The sequence below is a fragment of the Paraburkholderia tropica genome, assembly GCF_914484835.1.
GTDB lineage: Bacteria > Pseudomonadota > Gammaproteobacteria > Burkholderiales > Burkholderiaceae > Paraburkholderia > Paraburkholderia tropica_A.
On record NZ_CAJZAR010000098.1, the window covers coordinates 1 to 24,529 of the forward strand.

General features: G+C 64.2%; 20 protein-coding genes and 1 pseudogene. 11 read left to right on the plus strand and 10 right to left on the minus strand.

What is annotated here, in order from left to right:
- Nucleotides 1-323: 323 nt before the first annotated feature.
- The 5 genes from LDO54_RS35270 to LDO54_RS35290 all read right to left on the minus strand — a co-directional run bounded on the left by LDO54_RS35270 (nucleotide 324) and on the right by LDO54_RS35290 (nucleotide 7,583).
- Nucleotides 324-1,856 carry a methyl-accepting chemotaxis protein gene (locus LDO54_RS35270; RefSeq protein ID WP_224017156.1) on the minus strand — a complete coding sequence of 511 codons (1,533 nt, stop codon included), beginning with the start codon at nucleotides 1,854-1,856 and terminating at the stop codon, nucleotides 324-326.
- Between the two features lie 56 nt (nucleotides 1,857-1,912).
- Complete coding sequence (locus LDO54_RS35275) at nucleotides 1,913-2,938, minus strand: amidohydrolase family protein (protein WP_224017158.1); 1,026 nt, start codon at nucleotides 2,936-2,938, stop codon at nucleotides 1,913-1,915.
- Between the two features lie 137 nt (nucleotides 2,939-3,075).
- Nucleotides 3,076-4,047: a LysR substrate-binding domain-containing protein gene (locus tag LDO54_RS35280; RefSeq protein ID WP_224017160.1), complete on the minus strand. Its 972-nt coding sequence runs from the start codon at nucleotides 4,045-4,047 to the stop codon at nucleotides 3,076-3,078.
- 215 nt (nucleotides 4,048-4,262) lie between these two features.
- The gene (locus LDO54_RS35285; RefSeq protein ID WP_224017161.1) at nucleotides 4,263-5,309 is read right to left on the minus strand and encodes a hypothetical protein; all 1,047 of its coding nucleotides are present in this window, start codon (nucleotides 5,307-5,309) and stop codon (nucleotides 4,263-4,265) included.
- Between the two features lie 354 nt (nucleotides 5,310-5,663).
- Nucleotides 5,664-7,583: a hypothetical protein gene (locus LDO54_RS35290; protein WP_224017163.1), complete on the minus strand. Its 1,920-nt coding sequence runs from the start codon at nucleotides 7,581-7,583 to the stop codon at nucleotides 5,664-5,666.
- 626 nt (nucleotides 7,584-8,209) lie between these two features.
- Between LDO54_RS35290 and LDO54_RS35295 the strand changes: the two genes are divergently transcribed.
- On the plus strand, nucleotides 8,210-8,827 hold the full coding sequence (locus LDO54_RS35295; protein ID WP_224017165.1) for a LysE/ArgO family amino acid transporter: 618 nt from the start codon (nucleotides 8,210-8,212) through the stop codon (nucleotides 8,825-8,827).
- A 429-nt stretch (nucleotides 8,828-9,256) separates the two neighbouring features.
- On the opposite strand, the gene LDO54_RS35300 is transcribed toward LDO54_RS35295, so the two are convergent.
- A complete protein-coding gene (locus LDO54_RS35300; RefSeq protein ID WP_224017167.1) occupies nucleotides 9,257-9,964 on the minus strand; it encodes a CerR family C-terminal domain-containing protein in 708 nt (235 codons plus the stop codon).
- 100 nt (nucleotides 9,965-10,064) lie between these two features.
- Between LDO54_RS35300 and LDO54_RS35305 the strand changes: the two genes are divergently transcribed.
- From LDO54_RS35305 to LDO54_RS35350, 10 genes are all read left to right on the plus strand, one after another.
- Complete coding sequence (locus LDO54_RS35305) at nucleotides 10,065-11,213, plus strand: HlyD family secretion protein (RefSeq protein ID WP_224017169.1); 1,149 nt, start codon at nucleotides 10,065-10,067, stop codon at nucleotides 11,211-11,213.
- A 22-nt stretch (nucleotides 11,214-11,235) separates the two neighbouring features.
- Nucleotides 11,236-12,819: an MDR family MFS transporter gene (locus LDO54_RS35310; protein WP_224017191.1), complete on the plus strand. Its 1,584-nt coding sequence runs from the start codon at nucleotides 11,236-11,238 to the stop codon at nucleotides 12,817-12,819.
- Nucleotides 12,820-12,839: 20 nt separating this feature from the next.
- Nucleotides 12,840-14,384, plus strand: a complete 1,545-nt coding sequence (locus LDO54_RS35315; protein ID WP_224017193.1) for an efflux transporter outer membrane subunit — start codon at nucleotides 12,840-12,842, stop codon at nucleotides 14,382-14,384.
- Between the two features lie 175 nt (nucleotides 14,385-14,559).
- Nucleotides 14,560-15,948, plus strand: coding sequence for a paraquat-inducible protein A (locus LDO54_RS35320; protein WP_224017172.1), 1,389 nt, complete (start codon nucleotides 14,560-14,562; stop codon nucleotides 15,946-15,948).
- Nucleotides 15,941-17,587 carry an intermembrane transport protein PqiB gene (locus LDO54_RS35325; RefSeq protein ID WP_224017174.1) on the plus strand — a complete coding sequence of 549 codons (1,647 nt, stop codon included), beginning with the start codon at nucleotides 15,941-15,943 and terminating at the stop codon, nucleotides 17,585-17,587. The genes LDO54_RS35320 and LDO54_RS35325 overlap by 8 nt, the downstream gene beginning before the upstream one ends.
- 11 nt (nucleotides 17,588-17,598) lie before the next feature.
- Nucleotides 17,599-18,282, plus strand: coding sequence for a PqiC family protein (locus tag LDO54_RS35330; protein ID WP_224017194.1), 684 nt, complete (start codon nucleotides 17,599-17,601; stop codon nucleotides 18,280-18,282).
- Between the two features lie 41 nt (nucleotides 18,283-18,323).
- Nucleotides 18,324-18,917, plus strand: coding sequence for a hypothetical protein (locus LDO54_RS35335; RefSeq protein WP_224017176.1), 594 nt, complete (start codon nucleotides 18,324-18,326; stop codon nucleotides 18,915-18,917).
- A gap of 125 nt (nucleotides 18,918-19,042) precedes the next feature.
- A complete protein-coding gene (locus LDO54_RS35340) occupies nucleotides 19,043-19,450 on the plus strand; it encodes an FxLYD domain-containing protein (protein WP_224017178.1) in 408 nt (135 codons plus the stop codon).
- A gap of 239 nt (nucleotides 19,451-19,689) precedes the next feature.
- On the plus strand, nucleotides 19,690-20,787 hold the full coding sequence (locus LDO54_RS35345) for a DMT family transporter (RefSeq protein ID WP_224017181.1): 1,098 nt from the start codon (nucleotides 19,690-19,692) through the stop codon (nucleotides 20,785-20,787).
- A gap of 124 nt (nucleotides 20,788-20,911) precedes the next feature.
- Entirely contained in the window at nucleotides 20,912-21,301 is a 390-nt protein-coding gene (locus tag LDO54_RS35350; protein ID WP_224017182.1) for an SRPBCC family protein, read from the plus strand.
- Between the two features lie 9 nt (nucleotides 21,302-21,310).
- On the opposite strand, the gene LDO54_RS35355 is transcribed toward LDO54_RS35350, so the two are convergent.
- The 4 genes and pseudogenes from LDO54_RS35355 to LDO54_RS39355 form a co-directional block, all read right to left on the minus strand.
- Nucleotides 21,311-21,526, minus strand: coding sequence for a DUF3079 domain-containing protein (locus LDO54_RS35355; protein WP_224017184.1), 216 nt, complete (start codon nucleotides 21,524-21,526; stop codon nucleotides 21,311-21,313).
- 213 nt (nucleotides 21,527-21,739) lie between these two features.
- On the minus strand, nucleotides 21,740-23,068 hold the full coding sequence (locus LDO54_RS35360) for a dienelactone hydrolase family protein (protein ID WP_224017186.1): 1,329 nt from the start codon (nucleotides 23,066-23,068) through the stop codon (nucleotides 21,740-21,742).
- Between the two features lie 319 nt (nucleotides 23,069-23,387).
- Nucleotides 23,388-24,035, minus strand: a complete 648-nt coding sequence (locus tag LDO54_RS35365; protein WP_224017188.1) for a Vgb family protein — start codon at nucleotides 24,033-24,035, stop codon at nucleotides 23,388-23,390.
- 157 nt (nucleotides 24,036-24,192) lie between these two features.
- Nucleotides 24,193-24,529: pseudogene (locus tag LDO54_RS39355) on the minus strand (helix-turn-helix domain-containing protein); the annotation flags it as partial.

The window sequence follows — 24,529 nt, forward strand, 5'->3', positions numbered from 1 at the left end:
ACTCTTGATACTTTTGCTTATCTCGCCAGATCAAAAAGATCACGGCGAGGAGCTAGATCGAATCAAGCGCCCACACTTATCGGCTGTAAATTTTTAAAGAACAATTTCGTCTCAATCGCTTCGTTTTCGTTCGCAGCGATCAGCGAAGGAGGCGAATTATGGAGGTCATTCGGAATCACGTCAAGCGATTCTGCGAAATAATTTTATTCCCGCCGAAAACTGCTCCCGCCTCAAAAAATTGGGGGGCGGAGACGGCGGCCCGCAGGGCGGCTTCGAATCGCCCACCCAATCGCCCCAAAAGCAACCGCGCCAAAGCAATCGCCTCAAAGCCTGAACTGCGCAACGCAACCAACAAGATTGTCGGCCTGCTGTTTCAGGCTCCCGGCTGCGGCAGCGCTTTCTTCGACTAGCGCCGCATTCTGCTGCGTGGCCTGATCCATCTGATTGACGGCTTCGCCGACTTGCCCGACACCGGCGCTTTGCTCCGCGCTCGCGTGGCTGATCTCGGCAACGAGCACGCTCAGACGCTGGATGGCCTCGACGACCTGCGTCATCGTCGCGCCCGCTTCGTCGACGAGCGTGCTGCCTTGATCGACCCGATCCACGCTGGACGCGATCAAGGCACGAATCTCCTGCGCAGCCTGTGCGCTGCGTTTCGCAAGCGAACGCACTTCCGTCGCGACGACAGCAAACCCTCGCCCCTGCTCGCCCGCGCGCGCCGCTTCCACGGCCGCGTTCAACGCGAGAATATTGGTTTGGGCCGCGATATCGTTGACGATGCCGATAATCTCGCCAATCTTCCGCGAGCCCTCGTTGATGCCCTTCATCGTCTCGACGACGGCGCCCACGATGCTCCCGCCCTGCACGGCAATCGACGATGCCCCCGTCGCCAACTCGCTGGCTTCGAGCGCATTCGCGGCATTCTGCTTCACCGTGGCGCTCAATTGCTCCATCGATGCCGCGGTTTCCTGGAGCGCGCTCGCCTGCTCCTCCGTGCGCTGACTCAACCAGGTGTTGCCGGACGCGATCTGTGCCGAGCCGGTCGCAATGGCGTCGCTGCTCGTACGGACCTGTTCGACGATCCCCGCGAGCGCCCCCGTCATCGCGCGCATCGCGGCCATGAGACTGTCGTTGTCACCCGGGCGCAAATGAAAATCGACGTTGAGATTGCCTTGGGATATCTGGCGCGCGGCCTCGCACGCGTCGTCGGGCTCGCCGCCCAGCTTGCGCGTAATCGCCCGCGAGAATTTCAGCGCGGCGGCCATCCCGGCGAGCACGATGATCGCCATGACACCCACGCTCTCGATCATGGCGCGCTTTTGCTTCGCCTTCGCCATGGCCACGGCAACGGCGGTCTGCACGACGATGGCTTCGCCCGATTCGCGCAGCGTGATCGCGGAATCGCGATCGAGGCCATCGATCGCCCGGTCGCCGACCGCGATATCGAAGCCCGACGCTTCGAATTTCGCCAGCGCCGCGCGAAACGCTATACCCATCTGCTGATGCAACGCGTTGAAGCATTCGATCTTTGCGCGCGCATCACCGGGCGGCAATTCTCGCGCAAGCTTTTCCGTGATGGCCTGCGCCGTCTGCTCGTATTTCTGGAACGCGCCCCAGTACTTTTCGAAGTGCGCGGGGTCTTTTCCTCGCACCAGAATATCTTTTCCGTTCTGTATCTGATTCTTGAATGCGACTAGCGCTTCGTCGACAGCACGCGCCTGTGCATCGTCCACCAGAACGAGCCGCTCATAGGTATCCGCGGCACGGTTCATCTGCAACACGCCAAACAGCCCTGCCCCCGAAGCAACCAGCAACGCCGCGCCCAACGCCAACGGTAGTTGATGGACAAGTTTCATGTATCACCTTGTAATAGCCCCCTTTTCCAGGGGGATTGTCATCACCGTCGACTTCGTTAGAGCCCCTTGGCCTTGAGCAGCGCATCGAGGCGCGGATAGACACGGCGTGCGTTGCCTTCGAAAATCGCGTGACGATCGGCGTCGCTCAGTGCTTCGCAGGCGTCGACGTAGCGCTTGGTGTCGTCGAAATACTCACCGGTATTCGGATCGCGGCCGCGCACGGCGCCGATCATTTCCGAACCGAACAGCACGTTGCTCGTCGGCACAACCTTGGTCAGCAATTCCACGCCCGGGTGGTGATAGACGCAGGTGTCGAAGAAAATATTGTTCAGCAGTCCTTCCAGCGGACGATCCATCATTTCCAGCGACATGCCGCGATAACGGCCCCAGTGATAAGGCACCGCGCCGCCGCCGTGCGGAATCACGAGACGCAGCGTCGGGAAGTCCTTGAACACGTTGCCTTGCAGCAGCTGCATGAACACCGAGGTATCGGCATTCAGATAATGCGCGCCCGTGCCGTGATGGCAGGCGTTGCACGACGCGGCCACGTGGATCATCGCAGGCACGTCGAGATCGCAGAGCGCTTCGTAGAGCGGATACCACTCGCGATCCGTCATCGGCTTGCCGGTCCAGTAACCGCCGCTCGGATCCGGATTCAGGTTGCAGCCGACGAAGCCCATTTCCTCGACACAGCGGCGCAGTTCGGCCACGGAATTCTTCGGCGGCGCGAGCGGCGATTGCGGCAGCTGGCAGACCGGCACGAAGTTGTCGGAATAGATATCGCACACACGGCGCACGAGATTGTTCGACACTTCGGCCCATTCGAGGCTCGTGCGCTCGTTGCCGAGGTGATGGCTCATCAGGCCGGCGATCGGCGAGAACAGCGTGAGGTCGCCGCCGCGTTCTTTTTGCAGGCGCAGCTGGCCGTTGCCGACGCCTTCGCGGATCTCGTCGTCGCTCACATGCGCGCCCGAGAGTGCCGGTGCGTTGGCCGGATCGTTGGCGGCGGCGATCTGCTTCGCGCGCCAGTCGCGGAACGAAGCGGGAACGGTCGTGAAGTGACCGTGGCAATCGATGATCATGTTTTCTTCCGTGCGAATTTCAGAGCGCTGTTCGAGCGCAAGGATCGACGAACAGCGCGTTCATGCTCAAGCGGCGCGATACCGCGGCCTTGTCGAGAGCGTCGTACATCGGCCTGGTGAATGAAGCCAAGGACCGGCTAACCGTTTGACAACGCCACGGCTCGCGCGCTTGCCGCCTCCGTCCCCAACCGCACAGCGACCTCCTCCAGACACGACAGCATGCGCCGCGCGCCCGGCGTCAAGCCGCGATTGCGATTCCACAACACGCCAGCCGGACGCAGCAGACGCGGCAGCCTCAACGGCAGCGTGTGAAGCGGCTGCGCCGTGTCGCTGCCCGGCGTTCCCGCCATCACGGCGATGAAGTCGGATATTTGCAGCTGGACGCGTGCAACGTGGACCGAAAGCGTTTCGATATAGTTGTTCGTCAGCGGCACGTCATGCGCTTCGAGCGCGCGTTCCAGAGGATCGCGCAGTATCGAACCGGGCGGCGGCAATATCCACGGAAAGGGACGCAGATCGGACCAGGACAGTTGCTTCTTGCGCGCGAGCGGGTGGTGGCGGCCCGTCATCAGCGTCACGGGCTCCTCGATCAGTTCCTTCTCTTCGAAACTGCCGAGCGTATCGGGCGGCGGCAAGCGGCCCACCACGAGATCGAGATGGCCTTGCCAGAGTTCGGGAAGCAGCAACGCCGTCGTTCCTTCCGTCACCATCACGTTGGTGCCCGGCGAGCGCTGCTTGAGCAGGCTCAGCGCCTGCGGCAGCAAGACCGAGGCGGAGGCAGGCAACATGCCGATATGAATCTTGCCTTCAGTGCCGGAACTCAGTGCCTTCAGCTCGTCACGGGTCTGATCGAGGTTGGTCAGCAATTCCCGCGCGTGGCGAATGAGGCAGTCGCCGTACTGCGTGGGCACGAGCGCCCGCGCCGTGCGATCAAACAGCGTGAGGCCGAGACCCCGTTCGAGTTCCGCCAGCGACTTGGAGACGGCGGGCACGGTGACGTTCGTGACGTCGGCGACCTGGGTCAGATTGCGGTAGGTGTCGATTGCCACGAGCAGGCGCAGATGCCGCGCCTTCAAGTTGGTCTGCAGGTACGAGTCGAGAGCGGACACGTTATGTACCTTTGCGATTTCACCAGGACGTTAAAACGAAGTACGCGGCCTTATGCGGCTCGATACGGTCAAATCGCTTCTTCGTCATGCCCTTTCCTTTCCATTGTCGATTTCAACTCGCGCCGGTCCGATCACCCTGACCAGACCGGCGACTCCCGGCCACGGCAGCAACCGTCACGACGATTGCCGATGGCCGCCTTCACCCGGTAGCGCGATCAGAAGTGAATTTCCGCCACGAACATCGGGACAGACGTCTGCGTCGTGCCCGGCTGCTCGGAAGACGGCGTGCCGTACATGTTGTGCCAGTATTCATAGCCGAGACCCATGTATGCCGTGCGCGGATGACCGGCGAATGAGCCGACGTCAGCCAGCAGATAGGCACGCGTCAGGAATTCCGTTGTCGTATTGACGCCGGCACCATCTTTGCCCTTCGGACCGGTGACGCTTGCGAAACCCTTGAAAACCAGCGGAACGGGACCCACACGGAAGTTATAGAGCCACGACGTCTCGAAGTGCACCGCAGGGTTGAAATGCACTTCCACATTCGTGATGCCGTCGTGATTGCTCTCGGTGCGAACGCCGAGCGTCATGTTCCAGAAGCCGTTGGGTATGGCGAAGTCGATGCTCGGCCCAACCACCAGCATGCGAGCCCGCTCTCCATAAGCATCGTTCTTGACGCCGAATTCATAGCCAACGGTCAGCCCGAAGTCGCGCATGACGCCATACGAAAACGATCTGCCGAAAATCTTGCCTGCGCTGAACGAGACGCGGCCGACGCTATAGACCTCCTGCGCGCCGCCCGAACCCGGCGTCGGATAACCGTACGCGTTGGTCGGCCCCGCTTCGGGGTTCGCCATGCTGGAGACGAGGTAGTCCACGTTGAACGCGTAGCTGCCGTACTTGAAGCCGCCCGTGGTCGTCAGAAAGCCGATGTTCTGCGTGATCTTCGCCGGCGCGCCCGACGCCGTGCGCACACCCGGGTAGTAAAAGTTCGTGCCCACGCGATAGCCGATATACGTGTCGTTCCACGAAGTCGGCGGCGTGTAGAGCCCCGGCGGCGGCGAGAGCGGCGCCGTCACCGTGCTGGCCTGCGAGAGCGTCATGGGCGCGGCGCTGGAGGCTGCGCTGTCCGTCTGTGCTACCTGGGTTCCACTCGCTGCGACCGACGAAGCATCTTCAGCATGGGCTACACCCGCAACTGCCACGCAGCCGACAAAGGCAACACCTAACAACGGCATGCGGGTAGCGTTTGATTTTTTCATGTCTCCTTCCATATTTGTCGATATGCAAGACTCGGTCGATTTTCGACTCGATTTTTCGTGCCACCGGCAACGGCTTTCGTGAATGTGTATCGGGTGAAGCCCGTTGCGGTGCAGTGCAATTTAAGCGATACCAGCGTGGTTGCCTTTACACAAAAGTGATTTTCGCTGGCACTTTTCGGCGATAACGGGTGCGTATTCGGGTAAGTCTCGACACGCAATCAGGTCAGATTCATCGCCCATCCGATTGCAGCCTCGAATTAATCAGGATGCCGATACGATTGGATCGGAACAGAAAATAAAAAAGGCACCGCGCCCGAGCGCGGTGCCTTTGCCGTTTAAACCGTTGGAGCGACGTTACTGCTTCGGAATATAGAGCGGCATCGAGTCTTCCCAAACAGTGTCGGTAATCGCGTGACGATTGCTTCCGTCCGCATTCATCACCCAGTTCTGGCCGTCGGGCTGGAAGGTGTCGTCGTAAAGCGAAAGCTCGTCACGGAAGCCATATTCGCCCGAGCTGTACGCAATGCGGCCGTCCCAGGTCCAGGTCGCGTGCGCCTGATTCGAACCCGGCGGCGTCACGCGCTGGACGTCGGAGCCATCCGGGTGAATCGTGTACACGTCGTAGTGGAACTTGTTGGGATCGTTCGGGTTGATCTCCTTACGCGTAAACACGATCCTCGTGCCATCCGGCGACCAGCCCGGCAGATTGTCCGGCTCAGTGGTCAGCACCGTGGTCTTGTGCGTTTCGAGGTCGAGGACCCGCAGACCGTTGTCCGTATCGCTCCACACGCGGTAGACGATGCGCATGCCGTCCGGCGAATAGCTCGGGAAGCCCGCATTCTCCTTGCCGTCGGTCAGGATCTCCGGCTTGCCATTCATGCTGCCGTCGGCCTTGATACGCATGATGCGGCCCGGCATGTGGTTTCGCGTGAAGAACCAGCCGCCCACGCCGAAGGCCACCCATTGCTTGTCCGGCGACCACGTCGGCTGGAACGCGCCGGCCAGGCCCATTTTGATCAGCTTCGGATCGAGGCCGCTGGTCGCCGGATCATAGATATGGCGAGCATCGCTGAAGTCGGTATTCGCGACCACGATCGACGAGCCGACCGCCTTCTCCGTGTACACCAGCGATTTGCCGTCGCGCGAGAGCTGCGGGAAGACATCGACGAAACGGTAATTCCATTGCGGATCGAAGCTGTAAAGCGGCGTGCCGTTCGGGTGGAACGGCTTGCCGTACACCACTTTCTCGTAGACGACCTTCTTGCCGTCAGCCGAGTAATGCGGCGAGCGGATGCCGGTTCCCGCTGTCGAGCGCGATTGACCGCTCGACGTATAGATGCCTTCCTGCGAACCGTTTTTGATGTGCCAGGCGACGTCGCTTGCGCCGACGTACTGCGGGAACACCTTGAAACCCGGCGAGTTCGTCAGTTCCTGGCGCGCGCCCGTCGCCACATCGACTTGCACAATCTGGGTGTCGACCTTGCCGATGGCTTCGGGCCGGTGTGCGCCCCAGGTCGACTCGACGGACGTTTCGTAGAACACGACGTGCTTGCCGTCCGGCGACCACGACGGCGAACCTTCGGTAAAGCCCGCATGCGACGCGATCTGCTTGAAGCCCGTGCCGTCGGGATGGATTTCGTAGATGCTGGTTTCCTGGGTGCGCTCCCAGCCGACCGGCAGGTTATGGCCTCGCCAGTCGCTGCCGATATCCGACGACAGCGCGATCCACTTGCCATCCGGCGACCACGAAGGACGGAAGAAACTGTGCGGCTTTTCCGGGTCGAACTTGATATCGCCGGTCACGTTATGCAGCGCACCGGTCTTGATGTTGAGCGTCCAGATATTCGTGGTGCCCCACGTATCCTTGCCGCGACGCGTGGACACAAACGCGATGACATTCGGATCGGCCGGGTTGTAAACCGCGGCGTCGCTCACGCCGGTCCAGTCGGTCAGCCGTTGCAGGCCCGTGCCGTCAGCACGCACGCGATAGAGGCTGGCATGGCCGAGCCCGTCGCGCTCGGAGGTGAAGACGATCCATTTGCCGTCCGGCGAAAAGGCACCGTGATAATCGAAACCATCGGACTGAATCAGTCGATGTTCGTCGCTGCCGTCGGCATTGGCGACGTAGAGTTCCGAGGTCGTCGGGCCAATGCGGTAAAGCAGCAAGTCACCCTTGGTCGCTGTCGCGGCGTCCGCTCCGTTGAGGAACGCGGCAGCGGCAGCAAAGGTCAGGCACGTCAGGATTTTCGTTTTGATCTGAGGCGTAGAACGCACAGTACTAGTCTCCATTTTTATCAGCGTCACAGCAAAGCGCAAACCGCCAGGCTGGTAGGAAGATAGGGCCAAGGCGCGGTGTTGTCCCTATACAAATCGCAGATTCGCTGGCACTTTTTTGGTGAACGGATCGGCATGGCGTGGCCGGCAGCGCGACTGGCGAGGTCGCAGGTGCGGGCGATGCGAGGCCCGCAGCGCGCTTGCGTTGGCGCGAGCCATGCTCACGGCGAGGCGCGCGGGGACGTATCGCGGGCGTGCAAAGCGAACGTGCGCGAGCTAGCTTTCAGTAAGAAATTGGACTTATGCGCTTCCCGGTCTTCGCCACCGGCCAAAAAAACCTGGCACGAAATGGAAAGAATCGGCGCTTGATTGCTTCCGACGATAAAGATTGATGGCTCCCGGACCAAAGCAGCGTCACATTACTACAAGCCAATGCTGATCGACGCTCTGCCGCGTTACCGCAGCAAACCAGGTCGTCGTCGAGTAGTGGGTCGGCATCGTCTGTCCTGCGCAAGACTCGCCAGCACGGCGACCCTGACAAGCAATTGGCGCAGTCCATACTTTCGCGTATAGTTTTCGACAACTTGACCATTACCGGTTCAGCTTAAGAGGTTGTCGGCCTATCCATGATCGACTCCTCTGCGCTCGTCGAAGGCGTGATGCTCGGCGCCAGTCTTTTTGCCTCCGTGGGTCCGAAAGACACTTTCGTCGTCAAGATTTCCATTCCCAGTGCCTATCCCCTGCTCATCGCCTGCGTTTGTGCAGGCAGTGACGCATTGTTGATCGCGGCCGGCGCCAGTGGTCTCGCGGCCGCGGTGTCGCACAGCCCACGCATCCTCGCCATCTCGCTGCTTGGCGGAATTCTTTATCTCGCGTGCAATGGACTGATCGCCTTGCGCTCGGCGATTCGCAGAAAGCATGTCGATGAGATTAAAGCCGCGGTGAGTCAGCCGCTCCTTCAAACGCTGCTTGCCACGGCGGCTGTTTCTCTGCTCAATCCTTATGCCTGGATCGATACGGTTTTGGTATTCGGTTCAATCGTCGCGAACCGGCCAGCCGACGCGCGTCTGTCGCTCACAGCGGGTGCCGTGCTGGCATCGCTCATGTGGTTTTTATTGCTGACATATGGCGCGCGATTCTGCCGGTCATTCTTTTCGCGCGCCATCGCCTGGCGGATGCTGGACGGGTTTGCAGCGGTGATGATGATCACTTTGGCGATTCATTTGGCCATATCGAGTTTTTGAATCGGGATCGGCGACGCATAGCAGATGGACGCTATATAAATCGATGCACCGTTTCGACGGGATTCGCGCATCCAATGAGCGCTTATCGGATTGATCCAATGAAATTGAATTAGCAATGGTTAGCTATCCTGCCAATTAGAGCGGCAACGACAGCAACCAGCACGGAAATGGCGTGATTCATCGGCCCATGCAATCTCATCCACGGAGCGGGCCGCAATTGCCCGGTCCGGTCGCCGATATGAACGTTTGCACGCGCGTCGCCTGCCAAGGCGGCGAGACTACGCGCGCGTGAGCTTGCGCCCGCTAATATTTTTATTCTGCGCGGCGGAAATCAACAACGCCAACTCCTGAAACCTTCCCAGGTGGAGATTCTGCCGCGGCCGACGATTACGTCTTGCACTCACTGCGCGCTTCGAACCTCAAATACCTTTACTCCGCTTCCCTTCGCCACGAATCCAGCAATAGCCGCGTTTGCGCACTGACGATCGTTTTCACGAATTCCGCGTTTTCCCCATCGAGATCCGCCCACCCGAGCATAGAAAGCGTCGATTCTCGCGCGACATGAAACGCAAAGAATTGCCCCCAGATGCTGATCATTCGCACGATGGTGATCGGATCGTTTTCCGCGCGACCCGTAATGCGCGCAACGAGTGCGGCATTGACCTTGTTCATCGGCGAACGCAAGCGATCCCGCAGGATTTGCGAACCGATTTCCGGCTCTCCGCCGCCCTGCTCGCGCGCGAAAAAGAGCCGCCGGTCGGTCTCTCGCCCCTTCTTGAACATCAGATCGGCAATGGAGCATTGAAGCGTCACGAAAGACTCGATCAGTGCGTCCTGAGTCGCGCCCTCATCGTCCAGCGTGCGTTGAGCCGCCAGCAGCGCGGGTTCGAGCACCTGAAGCGCTTCGTCCGCGATCGACTCCGCACAAGCCCGGTACACCCCTTCCTTGTTCTCGAAGTAGTACTGCAGCGCGGGTGCGTTGACGCCGGCAAGCGCCGCGATATCGCGCGTCGACGCGCCCGCGAATCCATGTTGCCCAAACAAGGAGATGGCGGCGTCGATGAGCTTTCGGCGGGTTTCTTCGCCGCGCGCATAGCCACCTTCGGTCGAGTGGCGGGGCTTTCGGGATTCAGTCATAGCGGTGGGGAGCTTTCATAACTTGCAAAATATAACACTTGACAGAAATTTACCGACTGGAATAATTCGTCCACTCGGAATAATTTAAGGTTTTCAAACCATGTCGACGACTGCAGGGGCGCCGGTGCGCGATAGCCAGGACACAACACCCACCGCGCCCGCGCGGAGCGCCAAACGGGGCTCGAAGCGCGGCATCGCGATCGGGGCCGCGCTGGTCGCGCTCGCCGGTGCAGCAGGCTGGGCGGGCCACTGGTGGCTCGTCGGCCGCTTCATCGAGAGCACCGACGACGCCTATCTCCAGGCCGATAGCGTGACGATCGCCCCCAAGGTGAGCGGCTATATCACCGATGTTTTCGTGGCCGACAACCAGGCCGTCAAGGCTGGCGACCCGCTCGTGCGCCTCGATACGCGCCAGTACCAGGCCGCGCTCGAACAGGCCAGCGCCACGGTCGATGCGCGTAACGCCGATATCGAACACGCCGACGCGCAGCTCGCGCAACAGCGCGCGAACATCGCTCAGGCGGTGGCCCAGGAGGAAGTCGCGCGAGTCAGCCTGCGCCATGCCCAGGACGAGGTCGCGCGCTACACGCCGCTCGCGGCCTCGGGCGCCGAAACGGCCGAGAAGCTTTCGGAACTCAAGAGCTCGCGCGATCAGGCGCAGGCGACGCTCGCCGCCGATCATGCGGCCGTCGAATCGGCTCGCTCGCAGGTCGGCGCGCTGACGGCTCAGCTCGGCCAGGCACGCGCCCAGCTCGAAGCGGCCAAGGCGAGCGCCGCGCAATCCCAGCTCGATCTCGACCATACGGTCGTCAAGAGTTCCATTAGCGGCCGCGTCGGCGACCGCACGGTGCGCGTGGGACAGTTCGTGCAGCCGGGCACGCGGATGCTCTCGGTCGTGCCCGTCCAGGACACGTATCTGACCGCCAACTTCAAGGAAACGCAGATCGGGCGCATGCGCATCGGTCAGCCGGTCGATATCTCCGTCGACGCGCTCCCCGGGCACAAGCTCCACGGCGTCGTGGACAGCTTCTCGCCGGGCACGGGCTCGCAGTTCGCGCTGCTGCCGGCGGAGAACGCCACGGGCAACTTCACGAAGATCGTCCAGCGCGTGCCGGTGCGCATCCGCGTGGAAACCGGGCCGCAAACGCGCAAGGTGCTGCTGCCCGGCATGTCGGTGACCGCCGAGGTCGATACGCGCTCCTCGCGCGACGACGAACGACGCATCGACGTCGAGAATCATCGTGAGTAATGCGAGCAACGCCGCCGCCGGCATGAGCGGCCGCGCCATGAGCGCCCCGCCCGCGCAGGGCGAACGCGCGAGCGCCTCCGACTGGATCGCCGTCGCCGCGGGCGCGCTCGGCGCGCTGATCGCCACGCTCGACATTTCGATCACGAACTCGGCGCTGCCGCAGATTCAGGGCGAAATCGGCGCGACCGGCACCGAGGGCACGTGGATTTCCACGGGCTATCTGATGTCCGAGATCGTCATGATTCCGCTCGCCGCGTGGCTCACGCGCGTGTTCGGCCTGCGCAATTTCCTGCTCGCCAACGCGACGCTGTTCATCGGCTTTTCGATGATGTGCGGCTGGTCGGGCTCGCTCGCCATCATGATCGCCGGGCGCATCGGCCAGGGTTTCACGGGCGGCGCGATGATCCCGACCGCGCAGACCATCATTCGCACCCGGCTGCCGGCTTCGCAACTGCCCATCGGCATGACGATGTTCGGCCTGACCGCGCTGCTCGGGCCGCTGCTCGGCCCGGTGGTCGGCGGCTGGCTCGCGGAAAACATCAGCTGGAGCTGGTGCTTCTTCGTCAATCTGCCCGTGTGTCTCGCGCTGATCACCCTGCTGCTTTACGGCCTGGGCCCCGATCGTCCGCATTGGGACGCTTTTTTGAAGGCCGACTGGATCGGCATCATGGGACTCGCGATCGGCCTCAGTTCGCTGACCGTGGTGCTCGAAGAAGGACAACGCGAGCGCTGGTTCGAATCGCAGATGATCGTGACGCTCACCCTCGTCTCGCTGTTCGGGATGCTGCTGATCGGCATCTCGCAGTTCGTCGCCAAAAAGCCCATCCTGCGTCTTTCGCTGATGCGTAACCTGCCCTTCGCCAGCGTCAACGTGATCGTCTTCATGGTCGGCGCGGGCCTCTACGGCATTTCGTATCTGCTGCCGCAGTTTCTGAGCCAGGTGTCCGGCTACAACGCCGAGCAGTCGGGCATGGTCATGCTGCTTTCCGGCATCCCCGCGATGTTGACCATGCCCTTGCTGCCGCGTCTGCTCGGCAAGTTCGATATCCGTATGCTCGTCGTCACGGGTCTGCTCTTTTTCGCGTGGAGCTGCATGCTCGACACCACGCTCACGGCGCAGAGCGTCGGCCACGATTTCACGTGGTCGCAGCTGTTGCGCGGCGTGGGGCAGATCCTCTCGATGATGCCGCTCAATCAGGCGGCGATGGCCGCGGTCTCGCGCGAAGAATCGGGCGACGCGGCGGGCATCTACAACATGGCGCGCAATCTCGGCGGCTCGGTGGGTCTCGCCATTATCGGCACGCTGATCGACCGGCGCGAAACCTTCCATACGGCCGTGCTCCGCGAGGCCGTCACGAACAATTCGATCACCGGGCAAACGCATATCGCCGCGAGCGCGGCGAGTTTCTTCGCGCAGACGGGCGACCTGGCCTACGCCAACATGCAGGCGCTCGGGCAACTGGCCGCGCAGATCCAGACCCAGTCGATCGTCATCACCTATTCGGAAACGTTCTGGGTGCTCGGTGTCGCCCTGCTCGTGTGTATTCCCCTGGCCTTTCTGCTCAAGAATCCGCGCCCTGGCGCCGCTCCCGCAGACGGTCATTGAAGCCAACAGAATCGAACATGATGACAAGCTATTCCCTCCGCCCGCGTGCCGCCGCGCTTGCAGCCCCATTTGCAGCCCCATTTGCAGCCGCACTTGCCGCCAGCCTGCTGGCTGCCTGCACAGTGGGCCCGGACTACCACGGCGCGCCGTCCGTCGCGCCCGACGCGGCCAGCGCGAGCACCTTCGTGCGCGCCCCCGCGAACGGCATCATCGCCACCGCGCCCGCGCCGAACCAATGGTGGCTGGCGCTCGGCGACCCGCAACTGAACACGCTGATCGCAGCCGCGTTCGCGCACAACCCCGATCTGCGCGCGGCCCAGGCGCGGCTGCGCGAATCGCGCGCGCAACTGCAGCAGCAGCGCGCGGCTGAAATGCCGAAAGTGAGCGCCGACGCCGCCGCGATCCGCATGCGCGAGCCCGATATCAGCGCGTTCTCGTCGTCCGGTTCCAGCGCGAGTTCGTCGGGACGCGGCCCGGTCTCGTTCTACACGGCCGGCTTCGATGCCTCGTGGGAAATCGATCTGTTCGGCGGCACGCGCCGCGCGATCGAAGCCGCGGATACGCAGTCCCAGGCCGTCAATGCCGACCTCGCCGATGCGCAGGTCTCGCTGGCCGCCGAGGTCGCGCAGGCCTACATCGATTTGCGCGATCAGCAGCAGCGCCTGATCATCGCGCAACGCACCGCCGAGTTGCAGCAGCAGAGTCTCACGCTCACGGAGCAGCGCCGCGCGGGCGGCACGGCCGCCGAAGTCGATGTCGAACGCCTGACGACCCAGGTTGAAAATACCCGCTCGACCATTACGCCGCTCGCGGCGCAGGTCGACATCTCGCTCGATCAGCTTGCGGTGCTCACGGGCAAGGCGCCCGGCGCGCTCGACGCGGAGCTGGCACAACCGGGCGCATTGCCCGCGCTGCCGGGCACCGTCGCCATTGGCGATCCGGCCAAAATGCTCGCGCAGCGCCCGGACATTCGTGCCGCCGAGCGCCGTCTTGCGTCGAGCAACGCGCAGATTGGCGAGCATATCGCCGACTTCTTCCCGAAGATCACGCTCTACGGCGATCTGAGCTATTCGGCCGCCGATCCGGGCCACCTGTTCCGCCAGTCCAACGCGACGTGGGTCGGCGCGCCCTATCTCTCGTGGAACCTGCTCGATTTCGGCCGCACGCTGGGCGCGGTGCACGGCGCCGAAGCCTCGCGCGACGAAGCCATCGCGAAGTACGAAAAGACGGTGCTCGGCGCGCTTCAGGACGCCAACGACGGACTCTCGCGTTTCGGCTACCAGCGCGAGCATCTGGCGACGCTGGAGAAGGTGCAGAAGTCCGCGCTGCGCTCGGCGGATCTGACGCGCCAGCGCTATCGCGCGGGCACGGTCAGCCTCGTCGATCTGCTGGATACGCAACGTGCCGAGTTTTCGGCGCAGCAGGACGTGATCGCCGGGCAGGCGGAACTGCTCAAGGATTACGTCTCGCTGCAGAAGAGTCTGGGGCTGGGTTGGCAAGGGCAGCAAGAGCCGCAAGCGCAGCAACAGCCGCAACCGGCACAACCGCAGCAGCCACAGGCATAATCGCCGGCCATCGGACGAAACCCGTAGCGGCGATCACGACAAGCGTGATCGCCGCTTCCACCGTGTTCGCGACCTGATGGCCGAACCGCCCGCGCAAATCCGCATGGCGCGCCCGATGCAAGACGCGGCCGATCCTCGCGGCCGCCACACCTGCCTTTGCCTTACGTCGTCCCGGATGCCCTACTCCAAACTTGTCGCCTGTCGCCACTGTGACGCGCTCTACCGCAAGCCTCGCCTGCTACGACGGCAGTCCGCGCGTTGCTCGCGTTGCGGCACCGCGCTCTACCGCGAAAACGCGGCGCAGCTCGACCGCATCTGCGCGATCACCGTTGCGGCGCTCGTGACCTTCATCATCGCGCAGTCGTTCCCGATCATCGAACTCGACGCCAACGGCATCACTTCGCAGTCGAGCCTGCTCGGCGCGCTCGTGGTCCTGTGGCGCGAGGGCATGCAGTCCGTCGCGTCGATGGTGTTCTGCGCGACCTTCCTGTTCCCGCTGATCGAGATGGTGGCGCTGCTCTACGTCCTGCTTCCCTTGCGTCAGGGCATCGTCGCGCCTGGCTTCAAGCTCGTGATGAAGGCGCTGCGCTTCGTGCGGCCGTGGGGCATGCTCGAAGTCTTCATGGTCGGGATACTCGTCACGATCGTCAAACTGGTGAGCATCGCGCGCGTCATTCCCGAAACGGCCCTGTTCGCGTTCGCCGCGCTGACGCTGATGCTGGCCGTCGTCGCGGCGTTCGATCCGCGCGGGCTCTGGGATCTCGTCGATGCGTTGCGTGCGCGCGCGGCGGACGGCTCATCGCCGGCCGACCTTCCGGGCACGCCTTCGCAACACCATCAGCACCATCAGCACCGCCCGCGCGCCGATGCAGGCGAGCCGAGCCACATTACCGCGCGGGAAGCGGGCCTCGACTGCTGCCACGTATGCGGGAAACTGGAGCCGCAGCAGCCTCACGCACACAATCGGCGCTGCACGCGCTGCGATGCGCCGATGCACACGCGACGCCCCGATGCGCTGCGGCGCACGTGGGCGCTGTTGAGCGCGGCGGCGATCCTCTATATCCCCGCGAATGTCCTGCCGATCATGAACACGGCCACGCTCGCACACGATCGCGGCGACACGATCCTGAGCGGCATCGTCCACTTCTGGCTGACGGGCGAATGGCTGATCGCCACCGTCGTCTTCGTCGCCAGCATCATGGTGCCGATGCTCAAGCTCTCGGCACTCGCGCTGCTCGCCTTGACCTCGCAGCGCCGCTCGCAATGGCGCTCGGCGGAACGCACCACGCTCTATCGCATCGTTGAATTCATCGGGCGCTGGTCGATGCTCGACATCTTCGTCATCGCGCTCACCGTTTCGCTGGTGCGCTTTGGCTCGTTCGGCGTCGTCACCGCCGGCCCCGGCGCGATCGCGTTTGGTTCCGTCGTGATCCTGACGATGTTGGCGGCGATGCAATTCGACCCGCGGCTCATCTGGGATCCGGTTCCCGGCGCCACGCAGCGACCCACGCAGCGACCCATGCAAGACACAAAGGAATACACAAAGGAACACGCGAATGACTAGTCCGAAAGGAACCAACGGAACACACCGGCCTTCCGGCGACGCAGATACGCCCGATGCAAACGACCCGGACATCGTCGAGCCGAAACGCTGGCTGCCGTCGCTGATCTGGATCGTGCCGCTGATCGCGGCGCTGATCGGCGTCGGCCTCGTGGCGAAGTCGGTCGCCGCGCGCGGCCCCACCATCACGATCAGCTTCCTGAGCGCCGAAGGGCTCGAACCCGGCAAGACCAAGGTCAAGTACAAGAACGTCGATATCGGCTCGGTGCGCACGGTGAAGCTGTCGCCGAACCTCTCGCACGTGCTCGCGACGGTGGAGCTGACGAAGGACGCCGAGAACTTCGCGCGCAAGGACAGCCGTTTCTGGGTGGTGCGTCCGCGTGTGGGCGCGGGCGGCGTGTCGGGTCTCGGGACCCTGCTCTCGGGCGCGTACATCGGCGCCGACGCCGGCCGCTCGGACGAAACCGATCACGACTTCACAGGGCTGGAGACGCCGCCCGCCGTGACCATCGACGAGAAAGGCCATCAATACGCGCTGCATAGCAAGGATCTGGGCTCGCTCGACATCGGCACGCCGATCTTCTATCGCCGCATGCAGGTCGGTCAGGTGATCGATTACTCGCTCGACAAGGACGGCTCGGGCGTGACCGTACAGGTCTTCGTGCGCGCGCCCTACGACCAGTACGTCGGCGCCAACACGCGCTGGTGGCATGCGAGCGGCGTGAACGTGCAGCTCGATTCGAGCGGCTTCAAGGTCAACACGCAGTCGCTCGCGACCGTCATGGCGGGCGGTCTCGCCTTCGAGACGCCACCGGGCCAGTCGGCCGGCACGCAGGCACCCACCAACGCCGCGTTCACGCTCGCCTCCGACGAGAGCGAAGCGATGCACGAACCCGATGGCACGCCCGTGCGCGTGGTGATGAATTTCAACCAGTCGCTGCGCGGGCTGTCGGTGGGCGCGGCCGTGGATTTCCGCGGCATCGTGCTCGGCCAGGTGACCGACATCGGCATCGACTACGACGCGAAGAACGGCAATTTCACCATGCCGGTGACCATGAATCTGTATCCGCTGCGCCTCGTGCGCCGCACGCGCGGCAGCCCGACGCCGCCGCCGGATTCGCCGCAGAGCCGCGCGCTGATCGAGCGCCTCGTGCAGCACGGCCTGCGCGGACAGTTGCGCAACGGCAATCTGCTGACGGGTCAGCTTTATATCGCGCTCGACATGTTCCCGAAGGCAGCGCCCGCCAAGGCCGATCTCGACCACGATCCGATGCAGCTGCCGACGGTGCCGAATTCGCTCGACGAACTCCAGCAACAGGTCGCCGACATCACGAAGAAGCTCAATCAGATTCCGTTCGACAAGATCGGCAACAACCTGAATGAGTCGCTCAAGAGCGCGAACCAGATGTTCGGTCAGGTCAACAACCAGCTTCTGCCGCAGATGCAGGGCACGCTCGCCGAAGCGCAGAAGACTTTCAGCGCCGCGCAGGCCACGCTGCAACAGGATTCGCCGATGCAATCGGACGTGCACCAGGCGCTGCAGGAACTGACGCGCACGCTGCAATCGCTCAACGCGCTTTCGGATTATCTGGAGCGCCATCCCGAATCGCTGCTGCGCGGCAAATCAGGAGACCAGCCATGACGTTTCGCTTCATGCCGCTTTCGGGCGTGTTTTCATCCGCGCTTACGGGCCGCCTTTCGGCGCTTGCCTCGGCGCTCGCCCTCGCGGCGGCGCTCGCGGGCTGCGCCTCGCCCGCCAGCCGCTTCTACACGCTGAGCCCGACCGGCGACGCGGCGCGCACCCAGCCCGCCGCCGCGGCGAACGGCAACCCGGCGTGGCTGATCGAACTCGCGCCCGTCGACGTGCCGCCGCAAGTCGCGAAGACGCAATTCGTCGTGCAAACCGACGCCGCGCAGGTGCGCGTGCTCGAACAGGAACGCTGGGCGTCGATGCCCGGCGACGAGATCCGCCGCGCGCTCTCGGTCGACCTCACGCAGCAGCTGAACACGATCGACGTGTACGGTTCGCCGCATCCCGACGGCGTGCCGGTCTACCGCGTGAGCGTGAACGTGCAGCGCTTCGAATCGTGGCCGGGCTCGCACGCGTTGATCGACGCGGTCTGGAGCGTGCGTTCGCTCGACTCGCAGACGGTCATGACCTGCCGCACGGTGCTCGATGAACCCGTGGGCGCGAGTTATGACGCGCTGGTGGCCGGGCATCGCGACGCTGTCGGCGCGCTGTCGCAATCCATCGCGAGCGGTCTGCGCGCACTCGCGGCCGGACCGGGACAAGCCAGGCCGGTGCGTTGTCCGTTGGACGCGCAGCGCCAGGGCTAACCCTCCCGCCGCTAGTGCATCGACAGCAATGAATTGAACCAATGAAGCGGGCCGAGCGCGGCGTCAGAACCGCCGCAGCGCTCGCCCGCCCGTCCGAAATGCATTTCAGGACTCTTATGGATCTTGGCGTTGCCAGCCTCACTGGGCAGCATGACGCTCTCCGGCGCTTTTTACGCCGATTCAAGGTTGCCGCAATCGCAACCCTGATCGCCACGTGCGGCGGCTGCATCGCCCAAACGCCGACGTCAATCTATGTGACCGGAAAAACGATTGAGACGAATCGCGTATGCATCGTCATGCGGCAGACTTCGTACTCCAACGAACTGGTCAGGGTGATTCAGACCGCGCTGCGCGACGAAGGCATTCTCAGCGCGCTCTATAGCCCCGGCACCGAACCCGCCGAATGCAAAACCGTGCTGGACTATTCCGTCTCGATTGCCCTGACCGGCGACGACCCCACCGCCATCGCGAATCAATACTGGGAATCGGTCGATCTCGATGTGTTCCAGAACCACAAGTTTGTCGCCAACGGCCATTTTGACGCACATGGCTGGAGAAGCCATGCACTGGCGACGCGGATGGTCTCGGCGATGGTGAAAAGCCTGGTGAGACCGGTAAAGGACGGTAGCGTCTGAGCGTCCACCCCGTTCCGGCTCCCCGATAAGTCCCAAAGCGCCTCAGACCTTGACCGCGCTCACGGTTGGCTTCGCGCAGTCGCGCTTCAATGACTGGCCTATAACTTTACGAGGGCCAGACAACCATGAAGCCGACGAAACAACCGACGGAACAGCGGACGGAACAGCAGACGGAACAGCGGACAAACCAGCGGACCACAAAGCGCATTCTCCTGGCGGCCGCGCTCGGCGCCGCTGCGCTGACAACACAGGCACAGGCACCGGCGCAAGACGCGCTGCAACTGCGCGATCTGCGCGGTGTGGTCGACGCAGGCGGCGTGACAGGCTACATCACCGGCACCGCAACCAACGTCACGCGTGCGCGCATCGACACCGCCACCATCACGATCAACCTGCTCGACGGACAAGGCCGGATCATCGGTTCGGCTAGCGCGGCAGGCGGCGGCATTGCGCCGGGCCAGAGCTGGATCTTCCTCGCGCCCACATCGGTGCCCTACGAGCAATCGGTCGTCGCGATGATCAAGACCTCGTAGGACGCCGCGCGCGATCTTCAAACGCCCCCAGCAAAGCGTCAAGCCATCGACCATCGAGACCTGCGCGAAGCGTGCCTTCGCCAAACCGGGGGCGGGTCCGCGCCACGAAGTTACTTCGCTGGCGCATGGCGATGGCGGCGCGCACAAATCGAGCGATAATCGGCGCAACCCGGCAACCCGCTGCAACTACGCGCCCCCGCAGCGGAACACCGCCGGCTCATCCGCCCGCACGCCCGATCATGAAACCGCACCACCGCGCCATCGCCACGGCGCTATTCGCCGCCGCGCTGTTCGGCGCGGCCACGCCGCTCGCCAAGGCGCTGCTCGGCGCGATGCCGCCGTTCATGGTCGCGGGCCTGTTCTATCTCGGCAGCGGCGCGGGCCTCGCGACCGCCATGCTGATACGGCGTCTGCGCCGCGCCGCCAGCGCCCCGACCTCCCCGAGCGCCCGGCAGGAACACGCGCCGCTGCGCCTCGCCGAACTGCCGTGGCTCGCGGGCGCGATCGCGGCGGGCGGCGTGGCCGGTCCCGCGCTGCTGATGCTCGGCCTCGTCAGCACGCCCGCCGCCACCAGTTCGCTGCTGCTCAATCTCGAAGGCGTGCTCACGGCGCTGATCGCGTGGGTGTGCTTTCGCGAAAACTTCGATACGCAGATCGCGCTCGGCATGGCCGCCATCGTCGCGGGCGGCGTGCTGCTGTCGTGGAACGGATCGGCTGCCGGCACCACCAGTGCGCCCGGCGTGGCCCCCGGCGCGCTGTTCGTCGCGGCGGCCTGCCTGTGCTGGGCCATCGACAACAATCTGACCCGCAAGGTCTCCGCCAACGACGCCATGACCATCGCCTGCATCAAGGGCCTGGTGGCCGGGCCGGTGAATCTGGGCGTCGCGCTATGGCTCGGCGCGCACTGGCCCGACGCCGCGCGCATCGCGGGCGCGATGGTCGTGGGTTTCGCGGGCTACGGCGTGAGTCTCGTGCTGTTCGTGGTGGCGCTGCGCCACCTCGGCTCGGCGCGCACGGGCGCGTATTTTTCGGTGGCGCCGCTGTTCGGCGTGGCGTTGTCGCTGCTGATCTGGCCCGAGCGGCCCGCCTTCACGTTCTGGCTCGCGCTCGCGCTGATGGCGCTCGGCGTGTGGCTGCACGTGCGCGAGCGTCACGAGCACGAACACACGCACGAGGCGCTCGATCACACGCATCGGCATCGTCACGACGAGCATCATCAGCACGAGCACGATTTCGACTGGGACGGCACCGAGCCGCACACGCACGCGCACCGGCATCTGCCGCTCACGCATACGCACGCGCATTTTCCCGACGTGCATCATCGGCATTCGCATTGAGCGTGTGCGCCTGAACGCGCGCGCAAAGCGGCATCGATAGCGATTTTCCCCGGCATCGTGGTCCGGCGCGCGCGCTGGATGACGCCGCGATGCCCGCCTCGTAAAAGACGAAGGAGACAGCCCGATGACTTCCCTTTACCGCGATATTCCGCTGGAAACCGCCGCCGAACGCGCCTGGGAGATGTTGCGCGATTCGCGCCAACTGGCGCGCGTCTTTGCGGGCGTGCTGACCGACGCCCGCGTGGACGGCGACGTGCGCACCGTGACCTTTGCGAACGGCGCCGTGGTGCAGGAGCGCATCGTCACGATCGACGAGGCGCGCATGCGCGTGGCTTACGCGGTGATCGGGCCGAATTTCGAGCAGCATGCGGCGTCGATGCAGATCGTGCCGGACGCTGACGGGCACTGCCGTTTCGTGTGGATCTGCGACTTTCTGCCGGAGGAACGGCGCGCCGTCGTCGAGCCGTTGATGGATGCGGGATGCGCGGCGGCCACGCGGAATCTGGCCGGTTAGCGCGGTGCTTCAGCGCGGCGCGGCGGTCTCTTCGGCGGACGTCTCGCCCGACGTGTCGAATCCCCAATCGCCATAGTCGAGCCAATCGTCGCCGAGCAGTTCGACGGGATGCTGCGTGCGGCTCGAACCGTTGCCGCAACTGAGCGACGCGGCGGGACAATACCGGTCGCAGCCCCAGCAGACTCGCTCGGGATGCGACGGATGCAGCGGAAATTTCCTGGCCATGACGATGCGTGAATGCGTGAAACGATTCAGACGACAATAAAATCAATATAGGCCGCCGACAAAACCACTCCAGAGACGCATTGCCGCAGTAAGCTCAGGCCGATTCCGCCCTGAATAACGAGATTCAAAACGAGCGTGGAACATTGCCGCGCCACGCCGGCCCGATTGGCCGTGGCGTGACGGGACTGGCAGTTAGTTGCGATTTAACGTCAATTACTTCGCCGCCCAGACCACGTCGCCATCGACCGAATAGAGGCGGCAGCCCACGTGGCCGTTGCCGCATTGCACCAGCGCATCACTGATCGCATCGACGCCCGATGCCTCGCCCCACGCGCCGTCCGGCGCGATGGCGAACGCGCGCGGACGGATCGCCGCCAGATACTGCGCATACGCGCGCCGCCCTTGCGGCTGCAGATACGGCACCGCGCCGACGTTTTGCAGCGCCGCGAAGTTCGTGCGCGGCGGCGCGTCCGGCTGGCGCGGCCAGACCACGGTCTTGTCGATCGCATAGATCTGGCAGTACTGCGACGTCTGCCAGCAGCGCGCCAGCGCCGTGCGCGCGGGATCGAAACCGCCCGACGCCCAGATCGCATCGGTGCTGCCGATCGCCAGCGCGCGCGGCAGCGGCGCCGCCAGAAAGCCGACGTAAATCTTCGCCTTCTGCTGCGCGCTCAGGAACGGCACCGCGGCCAGATCGTCGAGCGACGCATAACCGCTCGGCCGCGGCGCCGCGCGCGGCAGATACTCGGGCGCGACTTCGCGGCCCGGCATGCCGATGGCCGTGAGAAACGCATCGGCCTTTTCGACCCACAGCGGCAGGCCCGCGCCCGAGGCCGTCATCGCGTGCGCGTCTTTCTGGAACGCGCCGTAATCGACGAGTTCGGCACGCGCGCCCGCCGCCGTGTAGCGGCTATACATGCCGTGCCAGGTCGCGCTCGAAAAGATCTGGTCGTTGTCGCCGTAGAACCAGATCGACGGCAGCCGCGTGCGCGCGCCGAGTTCGCCCGCGCCGGCGACGAGGCTCGCGTCGGGCTGGCTGCAATCGCTCTCCTTCACGCCGCCCGCGAAATTGAGCAGCCCTTTCACATCGGGCGGATTCTGCGCGCCGAACACCAGCGTGTTCCAGCCGCCCATGCTCTTGCCCGCGACGACGACGCGCGTGGCGTCCACGCCCGGCAGCGTCTCGACGACGTCGAGCACCTTGCGGATATCGCGCGCGGCATCCGCGCCGATCGCGAGCACGTCGCAGCCGTGCGGCACCATATGGCCGCCCGATTGCGCGAAGCCGCGCATCATCGGCATGGCGACGGCGTAGCCGCGCGACAGGAAGTACCACGGGATAAATTGATCGGCCACGCGCGGCGCGTTGGGCGGGTCGTCCGACGCGCCGTGATTGACGAGCGCGAGCGGAAACGGCCCGCCGCGCGCGGGCATGTAGACGGTCACTTCGAGCGTCACGCGCGGCGACGCCTGCACCGGCACGCGCAGGATCCTTTCGTTGAGCGGCGCGGCGGGCTCGACGTCCGGGTCGTCGGTGGGCAACGCGGCGCGCGCCAGCGGCGCAAGAAAAACGAAAGCAACCAGGACGAAGAGGACAACGAGGACAAGAAAAACCGGAAGCTTCAGGCGTGACGTCATGGTGCGGCGTGGGTCGGGAGTTCGCTGCGCGCGGCCGCGCCGACTTCACTGTCCCCGGCTTCACTGCCGGACAGTCCGCGCACCGCCACGCCATGCTCTACGGCACGTTCGCGGAAAACTTGAGCGCGCTGGCTGCATTGGTTTCAGTGCACGAATCGCATCGCCGGGAAGCATCGCCGGAAAGCAGCCGCCTGTCGCCCGGCGATTTATTTCGGCATCCCGATTATTGTTCGATCGTCCGCTTCGGTCGACGCACCGCGCGAATCTTGCCGCTCGGGCCGCCGCCGCAGAAAAAGCGCTCGCCGCCATCCGATTCGAGCCCGGAGACGGCCGTCCCCTCGGGCATGTCGATCTGTTCGAGCACCTCGCCCGTGCGCGCATCGATATGGCGCAGGCCGCTTTCGTCGCCTTCCCAGGTGCCGTGCCAAAGCTCGCCATCCACCCACGTCACGCCCGTCACGAAGCGGCTCGACTCCAGCGTGCGCAACACCGCGCCCGTCTGCGGATCGACCTGATGAATCTTGCGCTCGCGATATTCGCCGACCCAGAGCGTGCCGTCCGCCCAGGCGAGCCCCGAATCGCCACCGCCGCCGGGCGCGGGGATCGTCGCCAGCACGCGGCCCGTTTGCGGATCGATCTTCTGGATGCGGTCTTCGGCGATCTGGAACAGGTGCTGGCCGTCGAAGGCCGTGCCCGCATGCGCGGGCACCTCGATCGCGCGCTGCGTCTGGCCGCTTTGCGGATCGAGCGACTGAATCCGGTCGCCGACCGCGAACCAGACCTGCTGGCCGTCCCACGTGAGGCCGTGGACCTTGTCGATGCCCTCGAACGGCCCATATTCGCGGACGATCTCGGCGCGGGAACGCTTCATGTTGCCTCCTTGCGGTTCGATTGCGATGCGGTTTCGATGCGATTCGATTCGATTGCGATGCGGTTGCGATTCGGTTGCGATGCGATTTCGATTCCGGTTCGCTTGCGATCCAAAACGTGCGCGGCGGCGAAGCCCGCACACCAGCGATGCGCACAGCTTAATTGCCCGGCAAGGGCGCGGGGAGTAACAAGGTCGTCGCGAATCCCGGCAGCGGCGGCATGGTCCAGCGCCGCGCGCGTCCTTCGCCGAACGACTGCACCTTGTGCGCCGCCGCGAGCGCGTCGAGCGCGCGCTGCACGGTGCGCTGACTCGCGCCCAGCGCCAGCGCGAGCGCCGAACTCGACCACGACTCGCCATCGGCGAGCAGCGCCAGCACGGCCGCGTGCTTTTCTTCGACGGGACGCGCCAGCACGGCCACCTCGGCGGCCTCGCGCGGCGCGAGTGCGAAGCCCTGCTGCGTCGCGGCAAGCGTCGCGAGCGGACGCAGCAGCGCG